The organism is Rothia sp. HMSC072E10 (assembly GCF_001813965.1).
Lineage (GTDB): Bacteria > Actinomycetota > Actinomycetes > Actinomycetales > Micrococcaceae > Rothia > Rothia mucilaginosa_A.
On record NZ_KV814473.1, the window covers coordinates 1 to 19,503 of the forward strand.

The 19,503-nt window shown below is 59.4% G+C and carries 20 protein-coding genes; 5 read left to right on the top strand and 15 right to left on the bottom strand.

Going from position 1 to position 19,503, the window contains the following annotated elements:
• Positions 1-352: 352 nt before the first annotated feature.
• From dnaB to HMPREF2944_RS00155, 8 genes are all read right to left on the bottom strand, one after another.
• Positions 353-1,708, bottom strand: coding sequence for a replicative DNA helicase (gene dnaB, locus HMPREF2944_RS00120; protein WP_070679256.1), 1,356 nt, complete (start codon positions 1,706-1,708; stop codon positions 353-355).
• 208 nt (positions 1,709-1,916) lie between these two features.
• Complete coding sequence (locus HMPREF2944_RS00125; RefSeq protein ID WP_070679259.1) at positions 1,917-2,726, bottom strand: class I SAM-dependent methyltransferase; 810 nt, start codon at positions 2,724-2,726, stop codon at positions 1,917-1,919.
• A 784-nt stretch (positions 2,727-3,510) separates the two neighbouring features.
• Positions 3,511-3,816 (bottom strand): hypothetical protein, encoded by a 306-nt coding sequence (locus HMPREF2944_RS00130; RefSeq protein WP_049332203.1) that lies wholly within the window; start codon positions 3,814-3,816, stop codon positions 3,511-3,513.
• A gap of 192 nt (positions 3,817-4,008) precedes the next feature.
• Entirely contained in the window at positions 4,009-4,461 is a 453-nt protein-coding gene (gene rplI / locus HMPREF2944_RS00135) for a 50S ribosomal protein L9 (RefSeq protein WP_049332204.1), read from the bottom strand.
• A gap of 20 nt (positions 4,462-4,481) precedes the next feature.
• The gene (gene rpsR / locus HMPREF2944_RS00140; RefSeq protein ID WP_004005948.1) at positions 4,482-4,718 is read right to left on the bottom strand and encodes a 30S ribosomal protein S18; all 237 of its coding nucleotides are present in this window, start codon (positions 4,716-4,718) and stop codon (positions 4,482-4,484) included.
• Between the two features lie 83 nt (positions 4,719-4,801).
• Positions 4,802-5,431, bottom strand: a complete 630-nt coding sequence (locus HMPREF2944_RS00145) for a single-stranded DNA-binding protein (protein WP_049332206.1) — start codon at positions 5,429-5,431, stop codon at positions 4,802-4,804.
• A gap of 93 nt (positions 5,432-5,524) precedes the next feature.
• Positions 5,525-5,830 (bottom strand): 30S ribosomal protein S6, encoded by a 306-nt coding sequence (gene rpsF, locus HMPREF2944_RS00150; RefSeq protein WP_049332208.1) that lies wholly within the window; start codon positions 5,828-5,830, stop codon positions 5,525-5,527.
• A 189-nt stretch (positions 5,831-6,019) separates the two neighbouring features.
• A complete protein-coding gene (locus HMPREF2944_RS00155; protein ID WP_070679261.1) occupies positions 6,020-7,444 on the bottom strand; it encodes a CCA tRNA nucleotidyltransferase in 1,425 nt (474 codons plus the stop codon).
• Between the two features lie 115 nt (positions 7,445-7,559).
• Here HMPREF2944_RS00155 and HMPREF2944_RS00160 point away from each other — a divergent pair, with 115 nt between their 5' ends.
• The 5 genes from HMPREF2944_RS00160 (at position 7,560) to trxA (ending at position 13,250) form a co-directional block, all read left to right on the top strand.
• The gene (locus HMPREF2944_RS00160; protein WP_049332212.1) at positions 7,560-8,063 is read left to right on the top strand and encodes an NUDIX hydrolase; all 504 of its coding nucleotides are present in this window, start codon (positions 7,560-7,562) and stop codon (positions 8,061-8,063) included.
• A gap of 95 nt (positions 8,064-8,158) precedes the next feature.
• Complete coding sequence (gene murJ / locus HMPREF2944_RS00165; protein WP_070679264.1) at positions 8,159-9,823, top strand: murein biosynthesis integral membrane protein MurJ; 1,665 nt, start codon at positions 8,159-8,161, stop codon at positions 9,821-9,823.
• A gap of 123 nt (positions 9,824-9,946) precedes the next feature.
• Positions 9,947-11,131 carry a serine/threonine protein kinase gene (locus HMPREF2944_RS00170; protein ID WP_070679266.1) on the top strand — a complete coding sequence of 395 codons (1,185 nt, stop codon included), beginning with the start codon at positions 9,947-9,949 and terminating at the stop codon, positions 11,129-11,131.
• A gap of 704 nt (positions 11,132-11,835) precedes the next feature.
• Positions 11,836-12,870 carry a thioredoxin-disulfide reductase gene (gene trxB, locus HMPREF2944_RS00175; RefSeq protein ID WP_049341938.1) on the top strand — a complete coding sequence of 345 codons (1,035 nt, stop codon included), beginning with the start codon at positions 11,836-11,838 and terminating at the stop codon, positions 12,868-12,870.
• A gap of 53 nt (positions 12,871-12,923) precedes the next feature.
• A complete protein-coding gene (gene trxA / locus HMPREF2944_RS00180; protein ID WP_049332220.1) occupies positions 12,924-13,250 on the top strand; it encodes a thioredoxin in 327 nt (108 codons plus the stop codon).
• Positions 13,251-13,358: 108 nt separating this feature from the next.
• Here trxA and HMPREF2944_RS00185 read toward each other — a convergent pair whose 3' ends face one another.
• The 7 genes from HMPREF2944_RS00185 to rnpA all read right to left on the bottom strand — a co-directional run bounded on the left by HMPREF2944_RS00185 (position 13,359) and on the right by rnpA (position 19,404).
• Entirely contained in the window at positions 13,359-14,627 is a 1,269-nt protein-coding gene (locus HMPREF2944_RS00185; RefSeq protein WP_070679269.1) for a ParB/RepB/Spo0J family partition protein, read from the bottom strand.
• Positions 14,628-14,888: 261 nt separating this feature from the next.
• Positions 14,889-15,731: a ParA family protein gene (locus tag HMPREF2944_RS00190; RefSeq protein WP_070679271.1), complete on the bottom strand. Its 843-nt coding sequence runs from the start codon at positions 15,729-15,731 to the stop codon at positions 14,889-14,891.
• Between the two features lie 485 nt (positions 15,732-16,216).
• Positions 16,217-16,858, bottom strand: a complete 642-nt coding sequence (gene rsmG, locus HMPREF2944_RS00195) for a 16S rRNA (guanine(527)-N(7))-methyltransferase RsmG (protein WP_070679274.1) — start codon at positions 16,856-16,858, stop codon at positions 16,217-16,219.
• Between the two features lies 1 nt (position 16,859).
• Complete coding sequence (locus HMPREF2944_RS00200; protein WP_049332228.1) at positions 16,860-17,420, bottom strand: Jag family protein; 561 nt, start codon at positions 17,418-17,420, stop codon at positions 16,860-16,862.
• Between the two features lie 105 nt (positions 17,421-17,525).
• On the bottom strand, positions 17,526-18,515 hold the full coding sequence (gene yidC, locus HMPREF2944_RS00205) for a membrane protein insertase YidC (protein WP_070679276.1): 990 nt from the start codon (positions 18,513-18,515) through the stop codon (positions 17,526-17,528).
• 50 nt (positions 18,516-18,565) lie between these two features.
• Positions 18,566-19,039, bottom strand: coding sequence for a membrane protein insertion efficiency factor YidD (yidD, locus tag HMPREF2944_RS00210; protein WP_070679279.1), 474 nt, complete (start codon positions 19,037-19,039; stop codon positions 18,566-18,568).
• Positions 19,036-19,404 (bottom strand): ribonuclease P protein component, encoded by a 369-nt coding sequence (gene rnpA, locus HMPREF2944_RS00215; protein WP_070679281.1) that lies wholly within the window; start codon positions 19,402-19,404, stop codon positions 19,036-19,038. The genes yidD and rnpA overlap by 4 nt, the downstream gene beginning before the upstream one ends.
• Between the last annotated feature and the right edge of the window lie 99 nt (positions 19,405-19,503).

Below are 19,503 nucleotides of genomic sequence, written 5' to 3' on the forward strand. Positions count from 1 at the left end.
ACCCGAATACGGGTGAAGTAGAACACAAATAAGGCCACATTGCGCCCTTTGGGTGGCTTATCTCAATAAATAACCTAGTCAGAACGATATATTGATTCCAAAGAAGGCCAAAAAAATTTTTAAGCAGGGGTAAAAGACCCCTTCGGGGCCCCTCATGAGCCTCGGAACCCAGACAAAGACAGGAAAAAGCAAGAACCCCCATATACCTTCGCCGCTCCATCCCCGCGCCAGTGCTTCCTCCCCTACGTCAGTTATCCCCGGAGAAATAAACAGTGGGTAGGCCAAAGCCCCTGCTCCCAGACGAAGCTCGAGCTACCGAGCACTCAGCAACGGGACCAGGGGCTTTCAAAGTCTAATACTGCGGAGGAGCCTCATTGGCCATGTTATTGAAGCGTGAGTACTTACCGCTAAAGGCCAGGGGAATTGTACGGGTCGGGCCACCGCGGTGCTTCGCGATAATCATGTCGGCCTCACCCACGCGATCGCTATCGGGGTTATACATATCCTCGCGGTGCAGCAGAATCACCATATCCGCATCCTGCTCAATAGAACCCGACTCGCGCAGGTCCGACACCATCGGACGCTTATCGGTGCGCTGCTCCGAACCACGGTTCAACTGCGACAGCGCAATCACCGGAACATCCAGCTCCTTAGCCAGAAGCTTCAGGCTACGGGAGAACTCCGAGACTTCCTGCTGACGGGACTCCACCTTCTTGCCCGAGCTCATCAGCTGCAGGTAGTCCAGCACCACAAGCTTCAAATCGTTACGCTGCTTGAGACGACGGCACTTCGCACGGATCTCCATCAGAGTCATATTTGGCGAATCATCAATAAAGAGAGGGGCAGAATCAATACGGCCCTGCAGAGTCGCCAGGTTCGTCCAGCCCTCGGTGTCCAGATCGCCCTTCTTCAGACGACCCATTGAAATCTTGCCCTCTGCGGAGAGAATACGCATGGCCAGCTCGGTACGGCTCATCTCCAGAGAGAAGAAAACCGTTGCCATGTGGTGGTGAATAGCCGCCGAACGCGCAATATCCAAGGCCAGGGTCGACTTGCCCCCCCCCGGACGAGCCGCAATCACAATCATCTGGCCACCGTGCAGGCCGCCGGTCAGCTCATCAAGCTCGATGAAGTCAGTCGGCACGCCGTACACGCCATCGGGGCGGTTCGAGTTTGCGTCAATCTCGCGCATCGTCGCTTCCAAGGCCTCAGAGAAGGACACGTAATCTTCCTTCGCGTTGCCATCGGTCACCGCGTAAATCTCCGCCTGCGCCTGATCCACGAGTGCGTCCACCTCGGTCTCGTTGGCGTAACCCAGCTGCGCAATCTTAGTACCCGCCTCAATCAGGCGGCGCATAATCGCGTGCTCCTTCACGATTTCGGCATAGTACTGAGCATTCGCAGCGGTGGGCACCGAAGCAATCAGAGTGTGCAGATACGCTGCGCCACCCACACGAGTCAGCTCGCCGCGCTTCTTCAGCTCATCGGCAACCGTAATCGCGTCCGCGGGGCTACCGTGGCCGTACAGCGACAGAATCGCCTCGTAAATCGTCTCGTGCGCCGGCTTATAGAAGTCCGAAGCACGCAGGCTCTCCACGACGTCCGCAATAGCATCCTTCGACAGGAGCATGCCGCCCAGCACAGACTGCTCGGCCACATCGTCATGGGGCATCGTGCGGGAACCGTAATCCACCGAAGACTCAGACATAAAACCTCATTCACCCGAAACCGTGGAGGCCCGGGCACCTCGCCCGGGCATAAACTCTACCTCTCCATTATGAGGTACCCGCAACCACTCTAACCTCGCGGAGTGTAAACACGGGTATATAAGCGACGGTGGGGCGGCTACCCTCATTCGGGTAGCCGCCCCACCGTTCCTCCGATTCTCTCGGAAACGCTACGAATTCGTGCGTGGACTACTTCTTCTTACGCAGAATCAGACCGATAGCGCCAATGTGGTCCGCATGGCGGCGGAATACACCGCGCATACCCAGCACACGCTCACGAATCTGCGGCTTACGCGCCAGGTTGAACGCAATCTTTGCAACGCCGGCGGGGCCCTCATCGGCCAACAGGCGCTTGGGTTCCAGCAGAGCCATATCGGTCTGGTACACGTCCAGCACCTCGAAGCCGGCCTCTTCGGCCAGGGCGGTCCACTCCGCGCGGGTCAGCGGACGGGCGTTCACGCGGATGGTGCGGGCCAGGTCCTTCTGAATCTCTTCCTTCAGCTCGGGGCGCAGGTAATCGGGAATCAGCGACATCTCGTGAATAGCGTAGTAGCCGCCGGGACGCAGCAGGCGGGCTGCCTCGCGCATGATCTCCAGCTTGTGCTTATCGGTCTGCATGGTCAGCATTGCCTCGCCCACCACGGCGTCGTAGCTCTCGGAAGGCAGGCCGGTCTCCTGGGCGCTGGCGTTCACCACGCGGTAGTTCGGCTTATTCGCCGCACCAATGCGCTCGGTAACAATTTCGGCGGCCTTGGGGTCGAGATCCACACCGGTGTAGCTCTTCGGGGAACGCTTCACAATCTCCTGGGCGGTGATACCCAAGCCCGGGGCAAACTCCACGACGTCGACGTCGCCGCCCAGGGCGCGAGCCAGCAGCCAGTTGGTGGTCTCACGGCCGCCGGGACGCAGAACCTTCTTACCCAGCTGTGCGAGCAGCCAGTGGCCCGCGGCCTTATCGGCGGGACGATCAGTGCCGGGGACTGAAGGGGTCTTAGACACGGTGATAACTCCTCAATATTTGTATCTAATATGCAAGATTAATATTTCCTAATTCTAGACCCGCGATACCCAAGAAAGGAAATGTGACGTTATGCGAGGGTATGGATACCCTTTGTTACGGCGTGCCGCGTGAGCACAAAGGGTCACGCTCGATGCTGCGCCATTGAGTGATACACCGTTGAGTGGTTAAACAGAAACTGGAGCCGAACCTCTCGGTTCAACCCCAGTCTCATCACACACACATACATACGAAAATCAGAGCCACTTCCGCAAGGAAAGTCCAACTTTCTGATGGCCCTCTCGAACCATCTATATAAAGTATTACGCGTAAACCTTTATTCCCTGTAGGTTAAAGCTGGAAGAAAGCTGGGAATAGCTGAGAGACTCAAATGCTCCGTCGGCGCCAAAAGATCAAACGTACACAGGAGCGGGTCCCACAGGGGAAATCGAAATAAACGTCGCCTCCAAAGCGCCTTCCAGGGCGAGCCTTTGGGGGGGCAGGAGGCCCGTCGGCGCTTAACGCCCTCCCCCGTATAAAACGATCGCGTTAAAAGAAGAAAGGCAAGGCGCTGTTGCCTTGCCTTTCTTCTTTCGCGAGCGGGCCTCCCCGCTACACGAAACACACACATTCACATCGCAGTCCTCTCGAACCAACACTTATAGTAAACACTGCGAACCTTACGGGAGGGTTGATTTTAGCTGGAAAGCAGCTGGGAGAAGACTCGTAGAACACTGAGAGGCACAGAGAGTCATCTGAGAGAAACTGTGTACGCCGCGCCCAGGGCTAGGAAGCACTCACATACAGGGTGAGTACAAGCAACGGATTCGTCCCGATAGACACCAGGAGCAGGAGGATATTAGCCCAGCGAAAGCGGCGGAACTTAACCAAGCCCACCAGGGCGCATACCACAGCAATGCTGGACCCCAAACCACCAACAATCAGAAAAAGCAACAGCAGAGTCGTAGCAAGGTTAGCGTCCGCCATTGGAACAAGCGCCAGGGCACACAGCAGTAGGTTCACACCCTCCAGAATGACGCCGGTCATCAGAAGCTGGGCGCTTGAGGACATACGCGATAAAGATTTAGCCATGTCTACCAGTCTACGGGGTCTGCGTGCCTACGTCGCATCCATCGCTCCCCCGGGTTAGAGTGTGCGCCCACAGGGTCAATGTTTCACGTGAAACATGCGCCGGAACGGGTACAGTAAACGGGGTGCTCCTCCCAAAGGAAGAACACCCCGTCACGGTTTCTCAGTGCCTCAGCACGAAAACCTCAAAACTACTTACGCAGCAGCAACGACGTCCAGGACAACGTTAGCAACAACGTCAGCGTGCAGGCGGACAGTCACCTTGTACTCACCGGTGCGCTTGATAGCGGAACCCAGGTGGATGGTGCGCTTGTCAACGGAGCCAATGCCGGCAGCCTCAATAGCCTCAGCAATAGCGTCAGCCTTGACGGTACCGAACAGGCGGCCGTCAGCGCCAGCCTTGTGTGCAACGACAACCGGCTTAGCAGCCAGGGACGCAGCAAGTGCCTGAGCCTCTTCCAGAGAAGCCTTAGCGCGAGCCGCACGAGCGGCGCGGATGGACTCAACCTGCTTCTCGCCACCCTGGGTCCAGGTCACGGCGAAACCGCGGGGCAGCAGGTAGTTACGTGCGTAGCCGTCCTTAACGGTGACAACATCGCCAGCTGCGCCGAGGCCGGAAACTTCCTGAGTCAGAATAATCTTAGCCATGTTACTGTCTCTCCTTCTCTTTAGCGGCCAGCGCCGGAGTAGGGCAGCAGAGCAACTTCGCGGGCGTTCTTAATAGCCTGAGCGATCTTGCGCTGCTCCTGAACGGTCACGCCAGTCACGCGGCGAGCGCGGATCTTGCCGCGGTCGGAGATGAACTTGCGCAGAAGTGCGACGTCCTTGTAGTCAATAACGGTGACGTCAGCAGCCTTGAGGGGGTTCTGCTTCGGTTTGGGCTTACGGATTTCAGCCTTAGCCATCGTGGTGCTCCTTAGAGTTGGGAGCCCGCGGCGGATAACCGCGGGATGGATTGATAAATTACTATTCGGAAAACGAAACCGGCTTAGAACGGAGGTTCATCGTCGGCGCCGCTACCCCAATCATAGTTACCGCCGGACTGGGAACTCCACGGATCAGCAGCGGGAGCTGCCGGGGCTGCAGGAGCAGCCGGAGCGGAGTAACCGGTCTGACCGGAGTAACCATTACCCTGGGGAGCCGCGAAATTATTCTGCTGCGGAGCGGAGTAACCGCCCTGAGCAGGGGCGTTGTACCCGGCGCCGCCGCCAAAGCCACCCTGCGCACCTCCGCCGAAGTTACCTCCGGCAGAACGCTGTGCGCGAGTCACCTGTGCGGTAGCAAAACGCAGAGTCGGGCCGATTTCCTCGACCTCAAGCTCAAACGAGGTACGACGCTCGCCTTCCTTGGTCTCGTACGAGCGGGACTTCAGACGGCCCTGTGCGATAACCTGGGTACCCTTCTTCAGGGTCTCCGCAACGTTCTCAGCGTAACCACGCCACACCGACGCACGCAGGAACAGGGTCTCCCCGTCCTCCCACTGGTTGGTCTGACGGTTGAACGAACGCGGAGTCGACGCGATCGTGAAGTTAGCAACCGCAGCACCCGCGGGGGTGTAACGGAGCTCCGGATCGCTCGTCAGATTACCGATAACGGTAATAACGGTATCGCCTGCCATAAGATGCCTCCTCGATAAGAGTTACAAGTGTGTTGATTCCAGTACAGCGCAACCCCCTGACATTTTTAGAGGGTCGGCAACCGGAGGGCGCAACTACTTGCTGGAGATCTTCTGATCCTCCGGGCGGATGATCTTGGTACGCATGACGGACTCGTTCAGGTTCAGAACACGATCGAGCTCAGCTGCGGTCTCGGGGGTAGCGGTGAAGTTCACCACTGCGTAGATACCCTCGGACTTCTTCTGGATCTCGTATGCCAGACGGCGACGGCCCCAGATATCGACGTTGTCGATAGAACCGCCCTCGTTGGTGACGATCTCGAGGAACTTGGACAGCGACGGCTCAACCGCACGGTCCTCAACCTCGGGGCTGAGGATAACCATCAGTTCGTATGCACGCATGATTAAACCCCTCCTTTGGGCTAAACGGCTATGGGATTTCCATAGCAGGAGATTCATTGTGCCCTATACGTGAAGCACACCGGGTGGGGAACACGCATAGATTTCTTAACAATACACCACGCTGGGCGGATGCAACAGTACCGCACCGCGTGAGCTCAACCATGCGATGCGGTACCGAAACCTCAGAAGCTACGCCTCCCGGCGCTGCTCCCACCACCGCAGGAGACGCGCCTTCGCTTCTTCCTCGGGAAGCGAGCCCTCGTCCAGGCGCAGGTTCAGCAGGAATTTGTATGCCTCGCCCACCACCGGACCCGGCGCAATCCCCAGAATCTGCATAATCTGGCCGCCGTCCAGATCGGGACGGATCGAATCCAGCTCTTCCTGAGCCGCCAGCTCGGCAATACGCCGCTCCAAATCGTCGTACGCCGCAGCCAGCGAGCGCGACAGGCGACGATTACGGGTCGTCACATCGGAGCGGGAAACCCGGTGCAGGCGCTCCAGCTGATCCCCCGCATCGCGCACGTAGCGGCGCACCGCCGAATCGGTCCAGCCCGACTCGCGGTAGCCGTAGAAACGCATGTGCAGCTCCACCAGGCGGGCCACAGCCTTAATCGTGTCGTTATCAAAACGCAGCGCACGCATACGCTTCTTCACCATCTTCGCGCCCACCACCTCGTGGTGCAGGAACGAGACGGAGCCGTCCTTCTCAAACTTACGAGTCTTCGGTTTGCCGATATCGTGCATCAACGCCGCAAAACGCAGAATAAAGTCCGGGGCAGGGCACGGGCCGTCCTCGTCCGTCTCCTTCTCCATCGCCTGCTCCAGCACCTTCAGCGAATGTTCGTACACATCCTTATGGTGATGCGCCGGATCCATCTCCATGCGCAGCGCGGGAAGCTCCGGCAACACATAATCCGCCAGGCCGGTATCCACCAGCAGGTTCAAACCCACCCGCGGGTAATCCGCATCAATCAGCTTCACCAGCTCATCGCGCACACGCTCCGCAGAAATGATCTCGATGCGGCCGGCCATCTCGCGCATCGCCTCGAAAACCTCCGGGGCCACGCGCAGATTAAAACGAGCCGCGAAACGAGCCGCACGCATCATGCGCAACGGATCCTCGGAAAAAGACTCCTGCGGCGAGCGCGGGGTACGCAGAACGCCCTCACGCAAATCCTCCACGCCGCCGAAAAGATCAACCACCTCGCCGCTCGGCAAAGCCGCGGCCATCGCGTTAATCGTGAAATCGCGACGCACCAGGTCGGCGCTCAAATCAGTACCAAACTGCACCGTCGGCTTCCGCGAATCCGAAACATACACCTCAGCACGGTACGTGGTCACCTCGTACACCACGCCATTCTTACGGGCGCTAATCGTGCCGTACTCCTTGCCGATATCCCACGTGTGCTCACCCCACGCACGCAAAATCTGCTCGCTCTGCTCCGGGGTGGCGTCCGTCGTCAAATCAAAATCGGTGAAATGGCCGCCGTCATCCAGCAGGTTGTCGCGGACAATACCGCCCACCAGGTACAGCTCAAACCCCGCCGCACGGTACAGCTCTCCCAGCTCGGCGGCATCCGGGTACTTCGACTCAACATCAATAATCAGCGACATAATCCTTTAATCGTGCCAGATAAAACGCCTCCACGACCACCCCGCGCCGCACGGGATGCCCACATCACCCCGCCCCGAAGCGCCAAAACCCTCTTCCATCAGTTAAGGTAGAACCATGAGCATTCCCGTACCCCGTGCACCCAAAACGCGCTTCGCCGCGCCCGCGCGCCCGGTACCGGCCCCCGAAGAAGTATCCGCCGGAGGGCTCATCATCGACTTCGACCGGCCCGAAGAACTCCCCGCGGCCATCATCGCCCGAATCAACCGCACCGGTCAGCGCGAATGGTGCCTGCCCAAGGGACACATCGAACGCGGCGAAACCCGAGTTGAAGCAGCCGGACGCGAAATCGCCGAAGAAACCGGAATCACCGGCTACCCCGTAGCCTCCCTCGGCACCATCGCCTACTGGTTCACCTCCAACGGGCTGCGCATCCACAAGACCGTGCACCACTACCTCTTCGCGGCAACCGGCGGCGAGCTCAGCATCGACAACGACCCCGATCACGAAGCCATCGACGTCGCGTGGGTCCCCCTCGCCGAGCTGCCCACCCGCCTCTCGTTCGCCAACGAGCAGCATATCGCCCGCAGCGCCAGCGAATACATCACCACCCACCTCTAACGTCCCGGCAAGCCTTCGGGGCGACATCCCGAAGGTAGCCGGACAGAGGCCCGAAGACATCCGACCGACCATCACCGCCAACACAGGAGAGACACGTGGCACGAACCGACGCCCGCTCAAGCGCAATCATGGCCGCAGGTACGCTCGTCTCGCGCATCCTCGGATTCGTCAAGACCATCCTGCTCACCGTCGCTATCGGTTCGCTCTCTACCGTCGGTGACGTCTTCGAAACCGCGAATACCCTCCCCAACCTCATCTACGTGCTCGTTGCCGGCGGCGTGTTCAACGCGGTTCTCGTGCCCCAAATCATCAAGGCCGCCAAGGCACAGGACGGCGGCGCGCGTTACATCTCCAAGCTCGTCACGCTCACCGTCACCGCCATCGGCCTGGTCACGCTCATCACCGTCGCCTGCGCCTGGCCCATCATCAGCGTCATGGGCTCGGGATGGACCCCCGAACAGCGACAGCTCGGCTTTATCTTCTCACTCTGGTGTCTACCCCAGATCTTCTTCTACGGCCTCTACACCGTCATTGGGCAGGTGCTCAACGCGAAGGACGCCTTCGGCGCGTACATGTGGTCGCCCGTGATGAACAACGTCATCACCATCCTGTCGCTGTTCCTCTTCATCTTCCTCTTCGGAGCGCAGACCCCCAACCCCCACCCAATCCACGCTGTAGACAACTGGACCAACGCACAAACCCTCGTGCTCGCCGGTTCCTCGACCCTCGGCGTGATTATGCAGGCGCTCGTACTCTTCATCCCCCTGCGCCGACTCGGCCTGCGACTCAAGCCCGATTTCGCGTGGCGCGGCATCGGCCTGCGCGCAGCCTCCAAGCTCGCCGCGTGGACCCTCGCCTCCGGTATCATCTCCAACCTGGCCTTCCTCTACATGACCAAGGTTGCTGCAGGCATCGTCGGTCAGCGCGAGCACTACGCCGCCATGGGCATCCAGATTCCGGGTCTGCAGGCCCTCAACTACGCCTCCATGCTGTACATGCTGCCGCACGGCGTTATCGGCATCTCCATCGCCACCGTGCTCTTTAACCGTATGAGCGCCTCAGCCATCGCCGACGATAACGACAGCGTCATCTACGCGCTCTCTCACGGCCTGCGTAACGCGGCCGTTGCCACCGTCTTCTGCATGGTCGGACTCATCGTGCTGGCCGGCCCCATCGCCGTGCTATTCAGCGGTGGCGACCCCATTGCGGCCACCATCATCGCCCGCCTCATCGTCATCACCGCGCTCGGCACCCCCACGCTCACCATCAACTACCTCTACAGCCGCGTGCTCTACGCTCGCGAAGACGCGCGCACGCCTTTCCGCATCCAGGTGTACTCCGCCATCATCATGGTCGTCATGAGCTTCGCAGCCTCCATGCTCGACGCCCAGTACACCGTGTACATGCTCGCTTGGATTTACCCCATCCACAATATTCTGCTCATGTTCATCAGCCACTACATGGTGCGCCGCCGTCTCGGCTACTACGGCCAGCGCGGCATCGTCAGCGTCTATGCGCGCACGATTCTCGCATCGCTCTTCGCCGGCGCCATTGCCGCCATCGCCCTGTGGCTGCTCGGCGGATACCAGCTTGACGGCTTCGCGTGGTCCTCCAAGATCACCGCGATTATCACCCTGGTAATCTGCGGCTCAGTCATGGGCCTTGCCTACCTGGCGGGCGTGCAGATCTTCCGCGTCAAGGAAGCTAACGCACTTTTGGCACCCATCACATCCAAGCTCGAACGCCTGGCCCGCCGTTAGGCCCGCAGGCGCCCAGCACGCCACGAATTATCACTCAGCCACGGCCTATTGCAAAGCCGGGTAGAATCTATTAGCAGAGCCCGCCACACGGCAGGCACTTTGAAACCACCTCGGGAGAACACGTTGTCGCAACAGATTCCGGTCGGATCGGTCCTCGGCGGCCGCTACGAAATTACCGCCCACATCATCATTACGGCAGAGTCCGATATGGTGCTCGAAGGCATCGACCAGATCCTTAACCGCAAGGTCTCAATCGTCGTCGCCTCGCCCAACCGCAGCGCCCTGCTGGAGGCCAACTCCCGCGCGCTTGCCACCAACTCCCGAGGTAACATTCAGATTCTCGATCTGGGCATCACCCCCGAGGGAAGCCGCTACCTGGTCACCTCGCACACCCGCCCGGATACCCTTCTCGATACCCTTCTCGTCGAGAACCATGCGCTCTCCAACGCGGAGGATGCGCTGGGCACCGAAATCTTCGGTGACTCCGATGCGGAACGCTCCCCCAACTCCTACGAGAAGGTCTCCTCCGGCACCGCCAGCCAGGAAACCATCAGCGCCTCCAAGAGCTGGAACTCCGGCGAGAGTAGCGCCGTGACCGCCTACTCCGAGCCCACCAGCATCTACGAAGAGGAGGACGAAGACGAAGGCGGTAGCCGCGGTACCTGGGCCGTCGCTCTGGCCGCCGTCCTGCTACTGGTCATCGTCGCGGGTGGTGTGCTGACCTCTCTGGGCGCTATCGGCTCCAACCAGGCAGCTGCGCCGCACACCCCGAAGGCTTCGGCCAGCGAGACGGCCAGCGCCGAGGCCTCCCCCTCGGCCACCCCGACCGCCAAGGCCTCGAACGCACCCGCGAAGATCGCATCCGTGGCGCGTTTCGCTCCCTCGGAACCCACGTTCATGAGCGACATGGACTCCCTGATTCCGAACCTGACCGACGGTAACGCCAACACCGCCTGGATCAGCTACGGCTTCGGCACCGCCAACTACGCCGGCACCATCAAGGAATTCGGCCTGGCACTGAAGCTGCAGACCCCCACCGTCGTCTCCAAGCTGACCATCCAGCAGAACACCGGCACCGGCGGCTCCTTCACCGTCTACACCAACAGCTCCGCGTCCCTGAGCGGCGCGGTTGAGGTTGGTAAGGGCACCTTCGAGGGCAAGGATGCGGTCGTGAACCTGGATACCTCCAAGCAGAGCGCTGAGAAGGGCGCCTACGTGATCATCGTGGTCAACGAGCTGCCCCGCCTCTCCCTGCCGATTGGACCGTGGAATTACGGCCTGCGCATCAACGAAATCAAGGTGGACTAATCAACACATAACGCGACGCCGACAGGGCGCTCGCACCCCAGACACAAGGGCGGGGCTTCTGAACTCAACGGTTCGGAAGCCCCGCCCTTTTGATGTAGCTAAGAGAAAGCCATCTCCTATTTGAAAGGCACGGTTGACTTCGTCTCTAGCGCGGGCCTCATTATTACGGCAGCATCCGCAAAAGCCCCTCTACGGTAAAGAAAAGCATGGAGAGCTGGACCAGGACGTAGCGGCTAGCTTTGATGAAATCTCCAAGATCTCGCAGAGTAGCCCCAAGATTGCTCAAGTGATTCTTACGGTGTCGGGGCTGAGCCGTATGAGGGTTGTTGTTCATTTTTGCCTCTCCCCCTGTGCAAAGCGCAGAGAATTGGTAGATGTTGTACTTTGACTACACGACACACCCACCAATATCGCCCTCGTATAATCGCCCGACTATCCTACCGGGACCATCTCCCTAAATGCTAGCCACGGATATAAAGCATCCATGTTTTTTCGGCAATGTAGCGATGGCCGTTATAGGTCTCCTTTGGCATGAAATCCTGGCCATTTTGATGTCCTTTTATGACTCTTTATGGCTGGGCCGCTACTCAAAGATTCACAGTGCGCGGAGTATCTGGATAAGGGTCCCCCAAAAATGGAATAATCGAGGATAAAGCCCTGTTATAGGGGCAGAACGAAAGACCTACAACAGAAAGACATATCCGATGACTGAGAATCTGGGAGGCCTCTTCGGAGGCTCCGCCCTAGGCAATCTGAACCTCGCATCCGCACCCGCCACCAAAGCCGCACCGGCTGCCGAGGTTGAGGCCGACGCAACCGTCCACAACGTCATTATTGTGGGCTCCGGCCCCGCCGGCTACACCGCCGCAATCTACGCGGCACGCGCCGAACTGAAGCCCGTCCTCTTCGCCAGCTCCCTGGCACCCGGCGGCTCCCTCATGAACACCACCGAGGTGGAGAACTTCCCCGGATTCATTCAGGGCATCCAGGGCCCCGAGCTGATGGAGAACATCGGTCAGCAGGCTGAGCGTTTCGGCACTGACATCCGCTACCAGGACGTGGAGAAGGTTGAACTCACCGGCGACGTGAAGAAGGTCTACACCGCTGACGGCGCCGTTCACCTGGCGAAGACCGTCATCATGACCACCGGTTCTCAGGTCCGTAAGCTCAACATCGAGGGCGAAGACCGACTCTCCGGTTACGGCGTCTCCTGGTGCGCAACCTGCGATGGCTTCTTCTTCAAGGACAAGGAAATCGCAGTGGTCGGCGGCGGCGACTCCGCGCTGGAGGAGGCGCTGTTCCTGACGACCTTCGCATCCAAGGTGTACCTGGTGCACCGCCGCGATTCTTTCCGCGCTTCGGAAATCATGCAGACCCGCGTGTTCAACAACCCAAAGATTGAGGTTGTCTGGGATTCGGCTGTCACCGCCGTTCACGGCGAGAGCAACCTCGAGTCGATCACCCTGACCAACACCAAGGACGGTTCTGAGCGTCAGCTGGCTGTTCAGGGCCTGTTCATCGCTATTGGCTCCGATCCTCGCGTGGAACTGGTACGTGACCAGCTGGAGATTACCGAGAACCACACCATCGCGGTTCAGGGTCGTTCCTCGAAGACTTCCGTTCCCGGCGTTTTCGCTGCCGGTGACGTGATTGACCCGACCTACCGCCAGGCAATTATTGCTGCCGGCTCCGGTGCTGTTGCCGCTCTGGACGCGCAGCACTACCTCGAAAACCTCTAAACTATTCGTATTACTCGCTGGGGAATCCGCCCCGTGTCAGAAAGGAGCACTCCGTGAGCAGTGCACAGCAGGCAACTGATGCCACTTTTGACGAACTGGTTCTAAAGAACGACAAGCCCGTTATCGTGGACTTCTGGGCTGAATGGTGCGGCCCCTGCCGCATGGTTGGCCCCGTGATTGACGAGATTGCCGGCGAGTACGCCGGTCAGGTCGACGTGGTCAAGGTGGATGTTGAGGCAAGTGGCGATACCGCCATGAAGTACGGCATTACCTCCATCCCGGCTATCTACCTTTTCAAAGGTGGCGAGGTCGTCAAGAAGACCGTAGGCGCCAAGACTAAGTCCGCTCTGCTGGCTGAGTTCTCCGAGCACCTGGGCTAACCTCAAGAGACTACAGAAATCCCCCGGTGATGTTTCACGTGAAACATCACCGGGGGATTTTCATATATTCAACTGAAATCAGCTGTTATAAGCGATTTTCAAAGGATGTTACCCGGAGAAATCAGAATCCAGAACACGGATGATGCGGTTCAAATCTTCCACATTGGCGAACTCAATCGTCATCTTACCCTTGCGGGCACCCAGAGAAATCTTCACGGAGGTATCGAGCTTATCAGCGAAGGCCTCCGCAATGTAATCCAGGCGCTCACGGTGCTTCTGCGGCCGGGGAGCCTTACGCGCTTTGGGTTCCTCCGCACCGGAGGTGGCAGCCACGAGCTCCTCGGTGGCGCGCACCGACAGCCCTTCATTCACGACTTTCTGAGCGACGGTCTCAATCTGCCCCTGGTCACTCAGCGCCAGGAGGGCGCGGGCGTGGCCAGCAGAGAGAATCCCGGCGGCAACGCGACGCTGCACGAGGGCGGGCAGCTTCAGCAGGCGAATCGTGTTCGAAATCTGGGGGCGGGAACGGCCGATGCGCTTGGCGAGCTGCTCCTGGGTGGTGTCGAATTCCTCCATCAACTGCTGGTAGGCCGCAGCCTCTTCAATGGGGTTCAGCTGACTGCGGTGCAGGTTTTCCAGCAGGGCGTCACGCAGCAGGTCTTCATCATCGGTCTCACGAATAATCGCGGGAATCGTCGAGAGGCCGGCAGCCTGGGTTGCGCGCCAACGGCGCTCGCCCATGACCAGCTCGTACTTCTCTGCCCCGCGCTCGCGGGAGGGACGCACCACGATGGGCTGCAAGACACCAATCTCACGCACCGAATGGATGAGCTCCTCCATGTCCTGCTCATCAAAATCGGTTCGCGGCTGTTTGCGGTTAGGGTGAATATCGCGCACGTTGAGCTCTGCAAACTGCGCACCGGGCACCGGCACCAGATCGGACTGCTCCTGCTCGCTTGCACCGGGAACGGGGACATCCTCGCCGAAGAAGAAATCCACCGGGCGGCGGGTCAGGGTCGTATTGCGCAGGGCCGCACCCATATCGACGCGAGACTTCTTCTTCGATGTTTCACGTGAAACATCATGCGTCGAATCGGCATGGTTAGACTCAGGCTGAACGGGTTCGGAGGGAGGTTCGGGAGCCTCGTGTTTGGGTGCTCGGCGGGGCTTCTCAGGCTTCGCCTCGTGGGCCATCTCAAACAGGCCATCGCTCATGGATTCGTCTGCGAGAGCGGGAGCGGGTGCCTTCGAGTGCTGACTAACCTCGGGTACTACCTCTCGTTCGGCCACCTTCTTCTCGGCGCTTCCAGAATTCTTCGTACTCTGGGGAATCAGGGCCCCCAGACCACGACCCAAACCACGTCGCTTCTCAGCCATCGTCACTCCTTTGGACTCCCGGATGAGTCCGTTCATATTGCTTCTTTATCTAGTGTAGACGAATCGTGCGACATTCAGGGAGTAGTTTAAGGGGCATCCAAAAATTTCAAAATATATCAAATATAAAACTTATATAGGGTGTTTTTTAAAAATTTCAGCTTATTGCCAGCAAAAGCATCCCCTCCACACGCCTCAAAAGAGATGCGGAGGGGATGTCTAAAATATGGGCGGCAATAATAAACCGCGTATTCAAAAATTAAATTAAGCCGAACGCCCCGAAAGCTCCTTAGCGGCCTCTCGGTAAGCGCGGGCGCCGGTCGAGGAAGAATCGTACGTGATGACGGTCTGCTGGTAGCTAGGCGCCTCGGAGATACGCACGGAGCGAGGGATCTTCACGCCCAGGGTTTCCTGCGGGAAGTGCTCACGCACCTCCTCTGCCACCTGGAAGGCCAGGTTGGTGCGAGCATCATACATGGTGAGCAGAATCGTGCTAATGCGAAGCTTCGAATTCAGATGCTTCTGGATCATCTGAATATTCTTGAGCAGCTGACTCAGACCCTCGAGGGCGTAGTACTCGCACTGAATCGGAATTAGAATCTCCTCGGCGGCCACGAAGGCGTTCACGGTAAGGAGACCGAGGCTCGGCGGGCAGTCGATAAATACGTAGTCGAGGCGAGGCATCCCCTGCTTCTCGCGCCACTCCGTATAGTCCACCAGGGCGTTCTTGAGGCGGGTCTCTCGCGCCACGAGAGAGACCAGCTCAATTTCAGCACCCGCAAGGTCGATGTTGGCCGGTGCGCAGAACAGACCGGGCATATCGGGACATTCCTGCACAATCTCGGCGAGAGGCTTATCTTCGATAAGCACGTTATAGATGCTGGGCACATCCACGCCATGCTCAATGCCCAGAGCGGTCGACGCATTACCCTGCGGGTCGTTATCGATGACAAGAACGTTTAGGCCGGCTTCCGCGAGTGCGGCGGCAAGGTTGACGGCGGTGCTGGTTTTCCCCACGCCACCCTTCTGATTCGACACGGTAAAGACACGCGTATGCACAGGCTTGGGGAGTAGATCTGTAGCCGCTTTCTGGGCGTGGTGAGTCATCGGGTGCCTTCCGTAATCCGAGTCGTAATTCGCATTGATGTTTCTGGGGTGCCACAGGCGGGCATGGCATGTATCGTTCCCCATCACGGGAACCGAGGCGCATCTCCTCCATATACACCAGACATCAATGTTTCACGTGAAACATTGCAGTCTTCGTTACGCGTGATGTTTCACGTGAAACATAGCGTCACACAGGTATATTTCAAGGAGGTACAGGGGTGTGTCAGGCGGCCCGTCGCCTTTAAATCGTTGCCGACCTCAGCCTGAAGTTCAACCCCTCCTTCAAGGGTACCCGTCGCGGCGGCAATACTCCACGTGAGGGGTCATTCTGGATACATGCGGCGAATATAGGCGTGCCAGACGCAGAAAGGTGGCGCTGTGCCGAGCGAGCGTTTCCACTCCCCCGGCGCAGCGCCACCTTTCGTTATGCATCCACGACCACCACGGGGTATTCGCGTCTCTGTCACACCCCAGGCCCTGTAGCCCTAGAGGCGCACGCGCACCACCGTGGTCGGCTCCTCCAGTAGGTCGGCACCCGCCGTCAGAATCTCGGTCTCGCGAGCACCATAGCGATTCAGCTTCTTCTTCGCCTTGGTGATTTCTTCAGCGGCGCTACGACCCTTCAAGGCCAGCAGCTCGCCGGTGCCGCGCAGAATCGGCAGGGTGATATCCAACAGTCCCACCAGGGCGGACACGGCGCGGGCGGTGACGACATCCGCATCCACGGCACCTACGGCCTGCTCGGCACGCGAGCGCATCACGGTCACATTCTCCAGCCCCAGGTCCTCGATCACCTCGTTGAGCCAAATGACGCGACGCTCCAGCGGCTCAATCAGGGTCAGCTTCAGATCCGGGCGGGCGATAGCCAAGCAAAGGCCCGGCAGGCCCGCACCCGAGCCAACGTCAGCCACAGAGACATTCGGGGCGATATATTCCTGCACCACGGCACAGTTGAGCACGTGGCGGGCCCACAGACGCGGAACCTCGCGGGGGCCAATCAGCCCGCGCTCAATGCCGGTCGTCGCAAGGTGCTGCACGTAGCGCTCCGCCAGAGGCAGGCGCTCACCGAACACAGCCTCGGCGGCGGCGCGCTCATTCTCGTTCAGAGTTACCTTCGTTTCCTCCACCTTAGACTCCTACCTCGGGGAGAGAAATCACGACGTGACGGCGCGGGCCCTCACCCTCCGACTCGCTGTACAGGCCGGCGGCGGCTACCACATCGTGCACCACCTTGCGCTCGTAGGGGCTCAGCGGCTTCATGTGCTCGTCGCGGCCGGTAGCGCGTACCTTCTCGATAGCCTCGGCGGCAATCTTCTCCAGGTACTCGCGACGCTCGGCACGGTAACCTGCGATATCCAGGATCAGGCGCGAACGGGTACCGTTGCCGGCCAGAACGGACAGGCGTACCAGCTCCTGCAGGGCATCCAACACCTCGCCGTGGCGACCCACCAGGTGGCGCAGCTCTTCGTTGTCATCGTCGTCGTTGACGACCGAAAGATAGATGCGGTTATTGCGCACCTCGATGTCAATGTCGCCGTCCAGGTCGGCGATGTCTAGGAGCTCTTCGAGGTAATCGGCGGCAATATCGCCTTCTTCCTCGATATCATCAATCTCCTCGTAGCCTTCGGCGGCCTCATCCACGAACTGCTCGTCGCCGAGCTGCTCCTCATATTCCATAGCTTCAGTCACGATTATCCTCGGGTATATGCGGGGTTTAGGGGTACAGAGTATCTCATACACGGCGCCGGGCCCGCGCCTTACGCGGCGTGAGCCCGGCCCGATTGGGTGGAAAGCCTACTTATTTCCGTTTTGCTTACTGCGCTGCTGCTTCTGGCGCTTCTTACTCACCGGCTGCTGGCGCTGACCGGCTGCGGCACGCTCACGCGCCTCCTGCAGGTCCTTCTCGTGCTGCTCGCGGGTCTTACCCACCGGGGGCAGGCCCTTCGCCGCACGGCGGGCGTTCAGCTCGCGCTCGGCCTGGGAACCGGGGGTCGGGTTGTTGCGGATAACCCACCACTGCTGACCCAGCGACCAGAGGTTCGAGACGGTCCAGTAGTACATCACACCAAGGGGGAAGTTAATACCGGAAACAGCGAAGATGATCGGGAAGATGTACATAATCATCTGCTGCTGACGGAACATCGGGGAGTTCAGAGCAGCCTCCGACATGTTCTTCACGCTCAGCTGCTTCTGGATGTAGAACTGGGTGGCGCTCATCATCACGATCATGATGGCAGCCTGAATCACCGTCGCGGTGGCGTCGCCGGCCCCCGGGTGCATCATGGTCGCGAAGAGCTGAGCACCGAAAATCTGGGAGTCGTTGAACTGATGCACTAGCTCAGCCGGCAGCATGAGCACGCCCTGGTTATTCTGCGCTGCGGTGGGCACGCCCATCAGCACCTGGTACAGACCGAAGAAGATCGGCATCTGAGCCAGAATCGGCAGGCAGGAGGCGAAGGGGTTCGTACCGTGCTTGCGGTACATTTCCATCTGTTCCTGGGCCATGGCCTGGCGGGAGAGCTGGTCCTTCTTACCCTTGTACTTCTCCTGCAGCTTCGCCATATCGCCCTGCATTGCGGTCATACCACGCATGGCCTTGATCTGCTTGACGAACAGCGGGATGGTCAGGGTACGCATCACCAGGGTCAGGAAGATGATGCACAGAACCCAGGTCAGGCCGGAGGCGGGGTCCATACCCACCGCGGTGAAGAGCGTATGGAACAGCCATAGGACCACGGAAACGATCCATTTAAACGGCCAAAGAATCATGTCGATAGGATTCACGAGGAATACTCCTTAAGGACTTTACAAAGTCGGTAAGTCGAAGGCGCCGCCTACTCGGGGCGGGCTTGAGAGGTGTGAGATGGCATGTAACGGTCGGGGTGGTTGAGCAGAATAATCTTGGGCTCTGCTCCCGGGGCGAAGACTCGCCGCCCCGCGGGAACCGGGTCAATGCCACCGGTCGCCCAGGGAACGCACCGCAGGATGCGCCGCACCGTCAGAGAAAGCCCGCCCAACACGCCGTGGGTGGTAAACGCCTCCAGGGCGTACGCCGAGCAGGTTGGGTAATAGCGGCACACGTTCCCGTAGAGCGGGGAAACGACCGTGCGGTAGGCCTTCATGCACGCAATCAGCAGGTTCTGCGGCAGAACGTAGAGAGCCTGCAGAAAAGATTCGGGGTGCACAAACTCGTTGGGGGCTAATGCCAGCAGCTCATCGGGGCCGATGAGGGGCTCCGCGGCGCTATACGTGCCGCTGTGATGGGAGTGGAAACATTCCTCACGGTGTGAAGTACGGTGATGGCTCACTGCTGCCCCTCAGTCGTTGAGGGCCGGTTGAGCTTGGCGAGGGTCGTTTCGAGAGCAGACTCGTAGTCCTTACAGAGCTGAGACCAGTCTGCCTGTGCGGAGGCAGGAAGCGCTCGCACAGCGATGGCGTACCCTTCCGGATGCGCGGCGCAGGTGAGCGCGGCAAGCTCACGCAACCGGCGCTTAACCAGGTTGCGGGTCACCGCGTTGCCCACCGCCTTCGACACAATGAAACCTACCCGGGTTGTTTTTCCGGGATTTTTCGCCGTAGATACAACGATGTTCCGGCGTCCACTGCGGATGCCGGAACGGAAGGCGTGGGAGAATTCAGCGCCGGTGCGCATTCGGTGCCGTTGAGGCAGCACGTCTCCCCCTTTACATGGTGGGGAGGCTCGGCAGGGCCGGCCTCCGCATTTTCTACGCTTAATGATAGTTCGCCCGCCGATGCGTGTGCATCGGCGGGG

What these genes read in the sequence shown, in the direction of transcription:
- dnaB (WP_070679256.1), bottom strand. Translation starts at nt 1,708, where the DNA reads ATGTCTGAGTCTTCGGTGGATTACGGTTCCCGCACGATGCCCCATGAC.
- HMPREF2944_RS00130 (WP_049332203.1), bottom strand. Translation starts at nt 3,816, where the DNA reads ATGGCTAAATCTTTATCGCGTATGTCCTCAAGCGCCCAGCTTCTGATG.
- rplI (WP_049332204.1), bottom strand. Translation starts at nt 4,461, where the DNA reads ATGGCTAAGATTATTCTGACTCAGGAAGTTTCCGGCCTCGGCGCAGCT.
- rpsR (WP_004005948.1), bottom strand. Translation starts at nt 4,718, where the DNA reads ATGGCTAAGGCTGAAATCCGTAAGCCCAAACCGAAGCAGAACCCCCTC.
- HMPREF2944_RS00145 (WP_049332206.1), bottom strand. Translation starts at nt 5,431, where the DNA reads ATGGCAGGCGATACCGTTATTACCGTTATCGGTAATCTGACGAGCGAT.
- rpsF (WP_049332208.1), bottom strand. Translation starts at nt 5,830, where the DNA reads ATGCGTGCATACGAACTGATGGTTATCCTCAGCCCCGAGGTTGAGGAC.
- HMPREF2944_RS00155 (WP_070679261.1), bottom strand. Translation starts at nt 7,444, where the DNA reads ATGTCGCTGATTATTGATGTTGAGTCGAAGTACCCGGATGCCGCCGAG.
- HMPREF2944_RS00160 (WP_049332212.1), top strand. Translation starts at nt 7,560, where the DNA reads ATGAGCATTCCCGTACCCCGTGCACCCAAAACGCGCTTCGCCGCGCCC.
- trxB (WP_049341938.1), top strand. Translation starts at nt 11,836, where the DNA reads ATGACTGAGAATCTGGGAGGCCTCTTCGGAGGCTCCGCCCTAGGCAAT.
- HMPREF2944_RS00185 (WP_070679269.1), bottom strand. Translation starts at nt 14,627, where the DNA reads ATGGCTGAGAAGCGACGTGGTTTGGGTCGTGGTCTGGGGGCCCTGATT.
- HMPREF2944_RS00190 (WP_070679271.1), bottom strand. Translation starts at nt 15,731, where the DNA reads ATGACTCACCACGCCCAGAAAGCGGCTACAGATCTACTCCCCAAGCCT.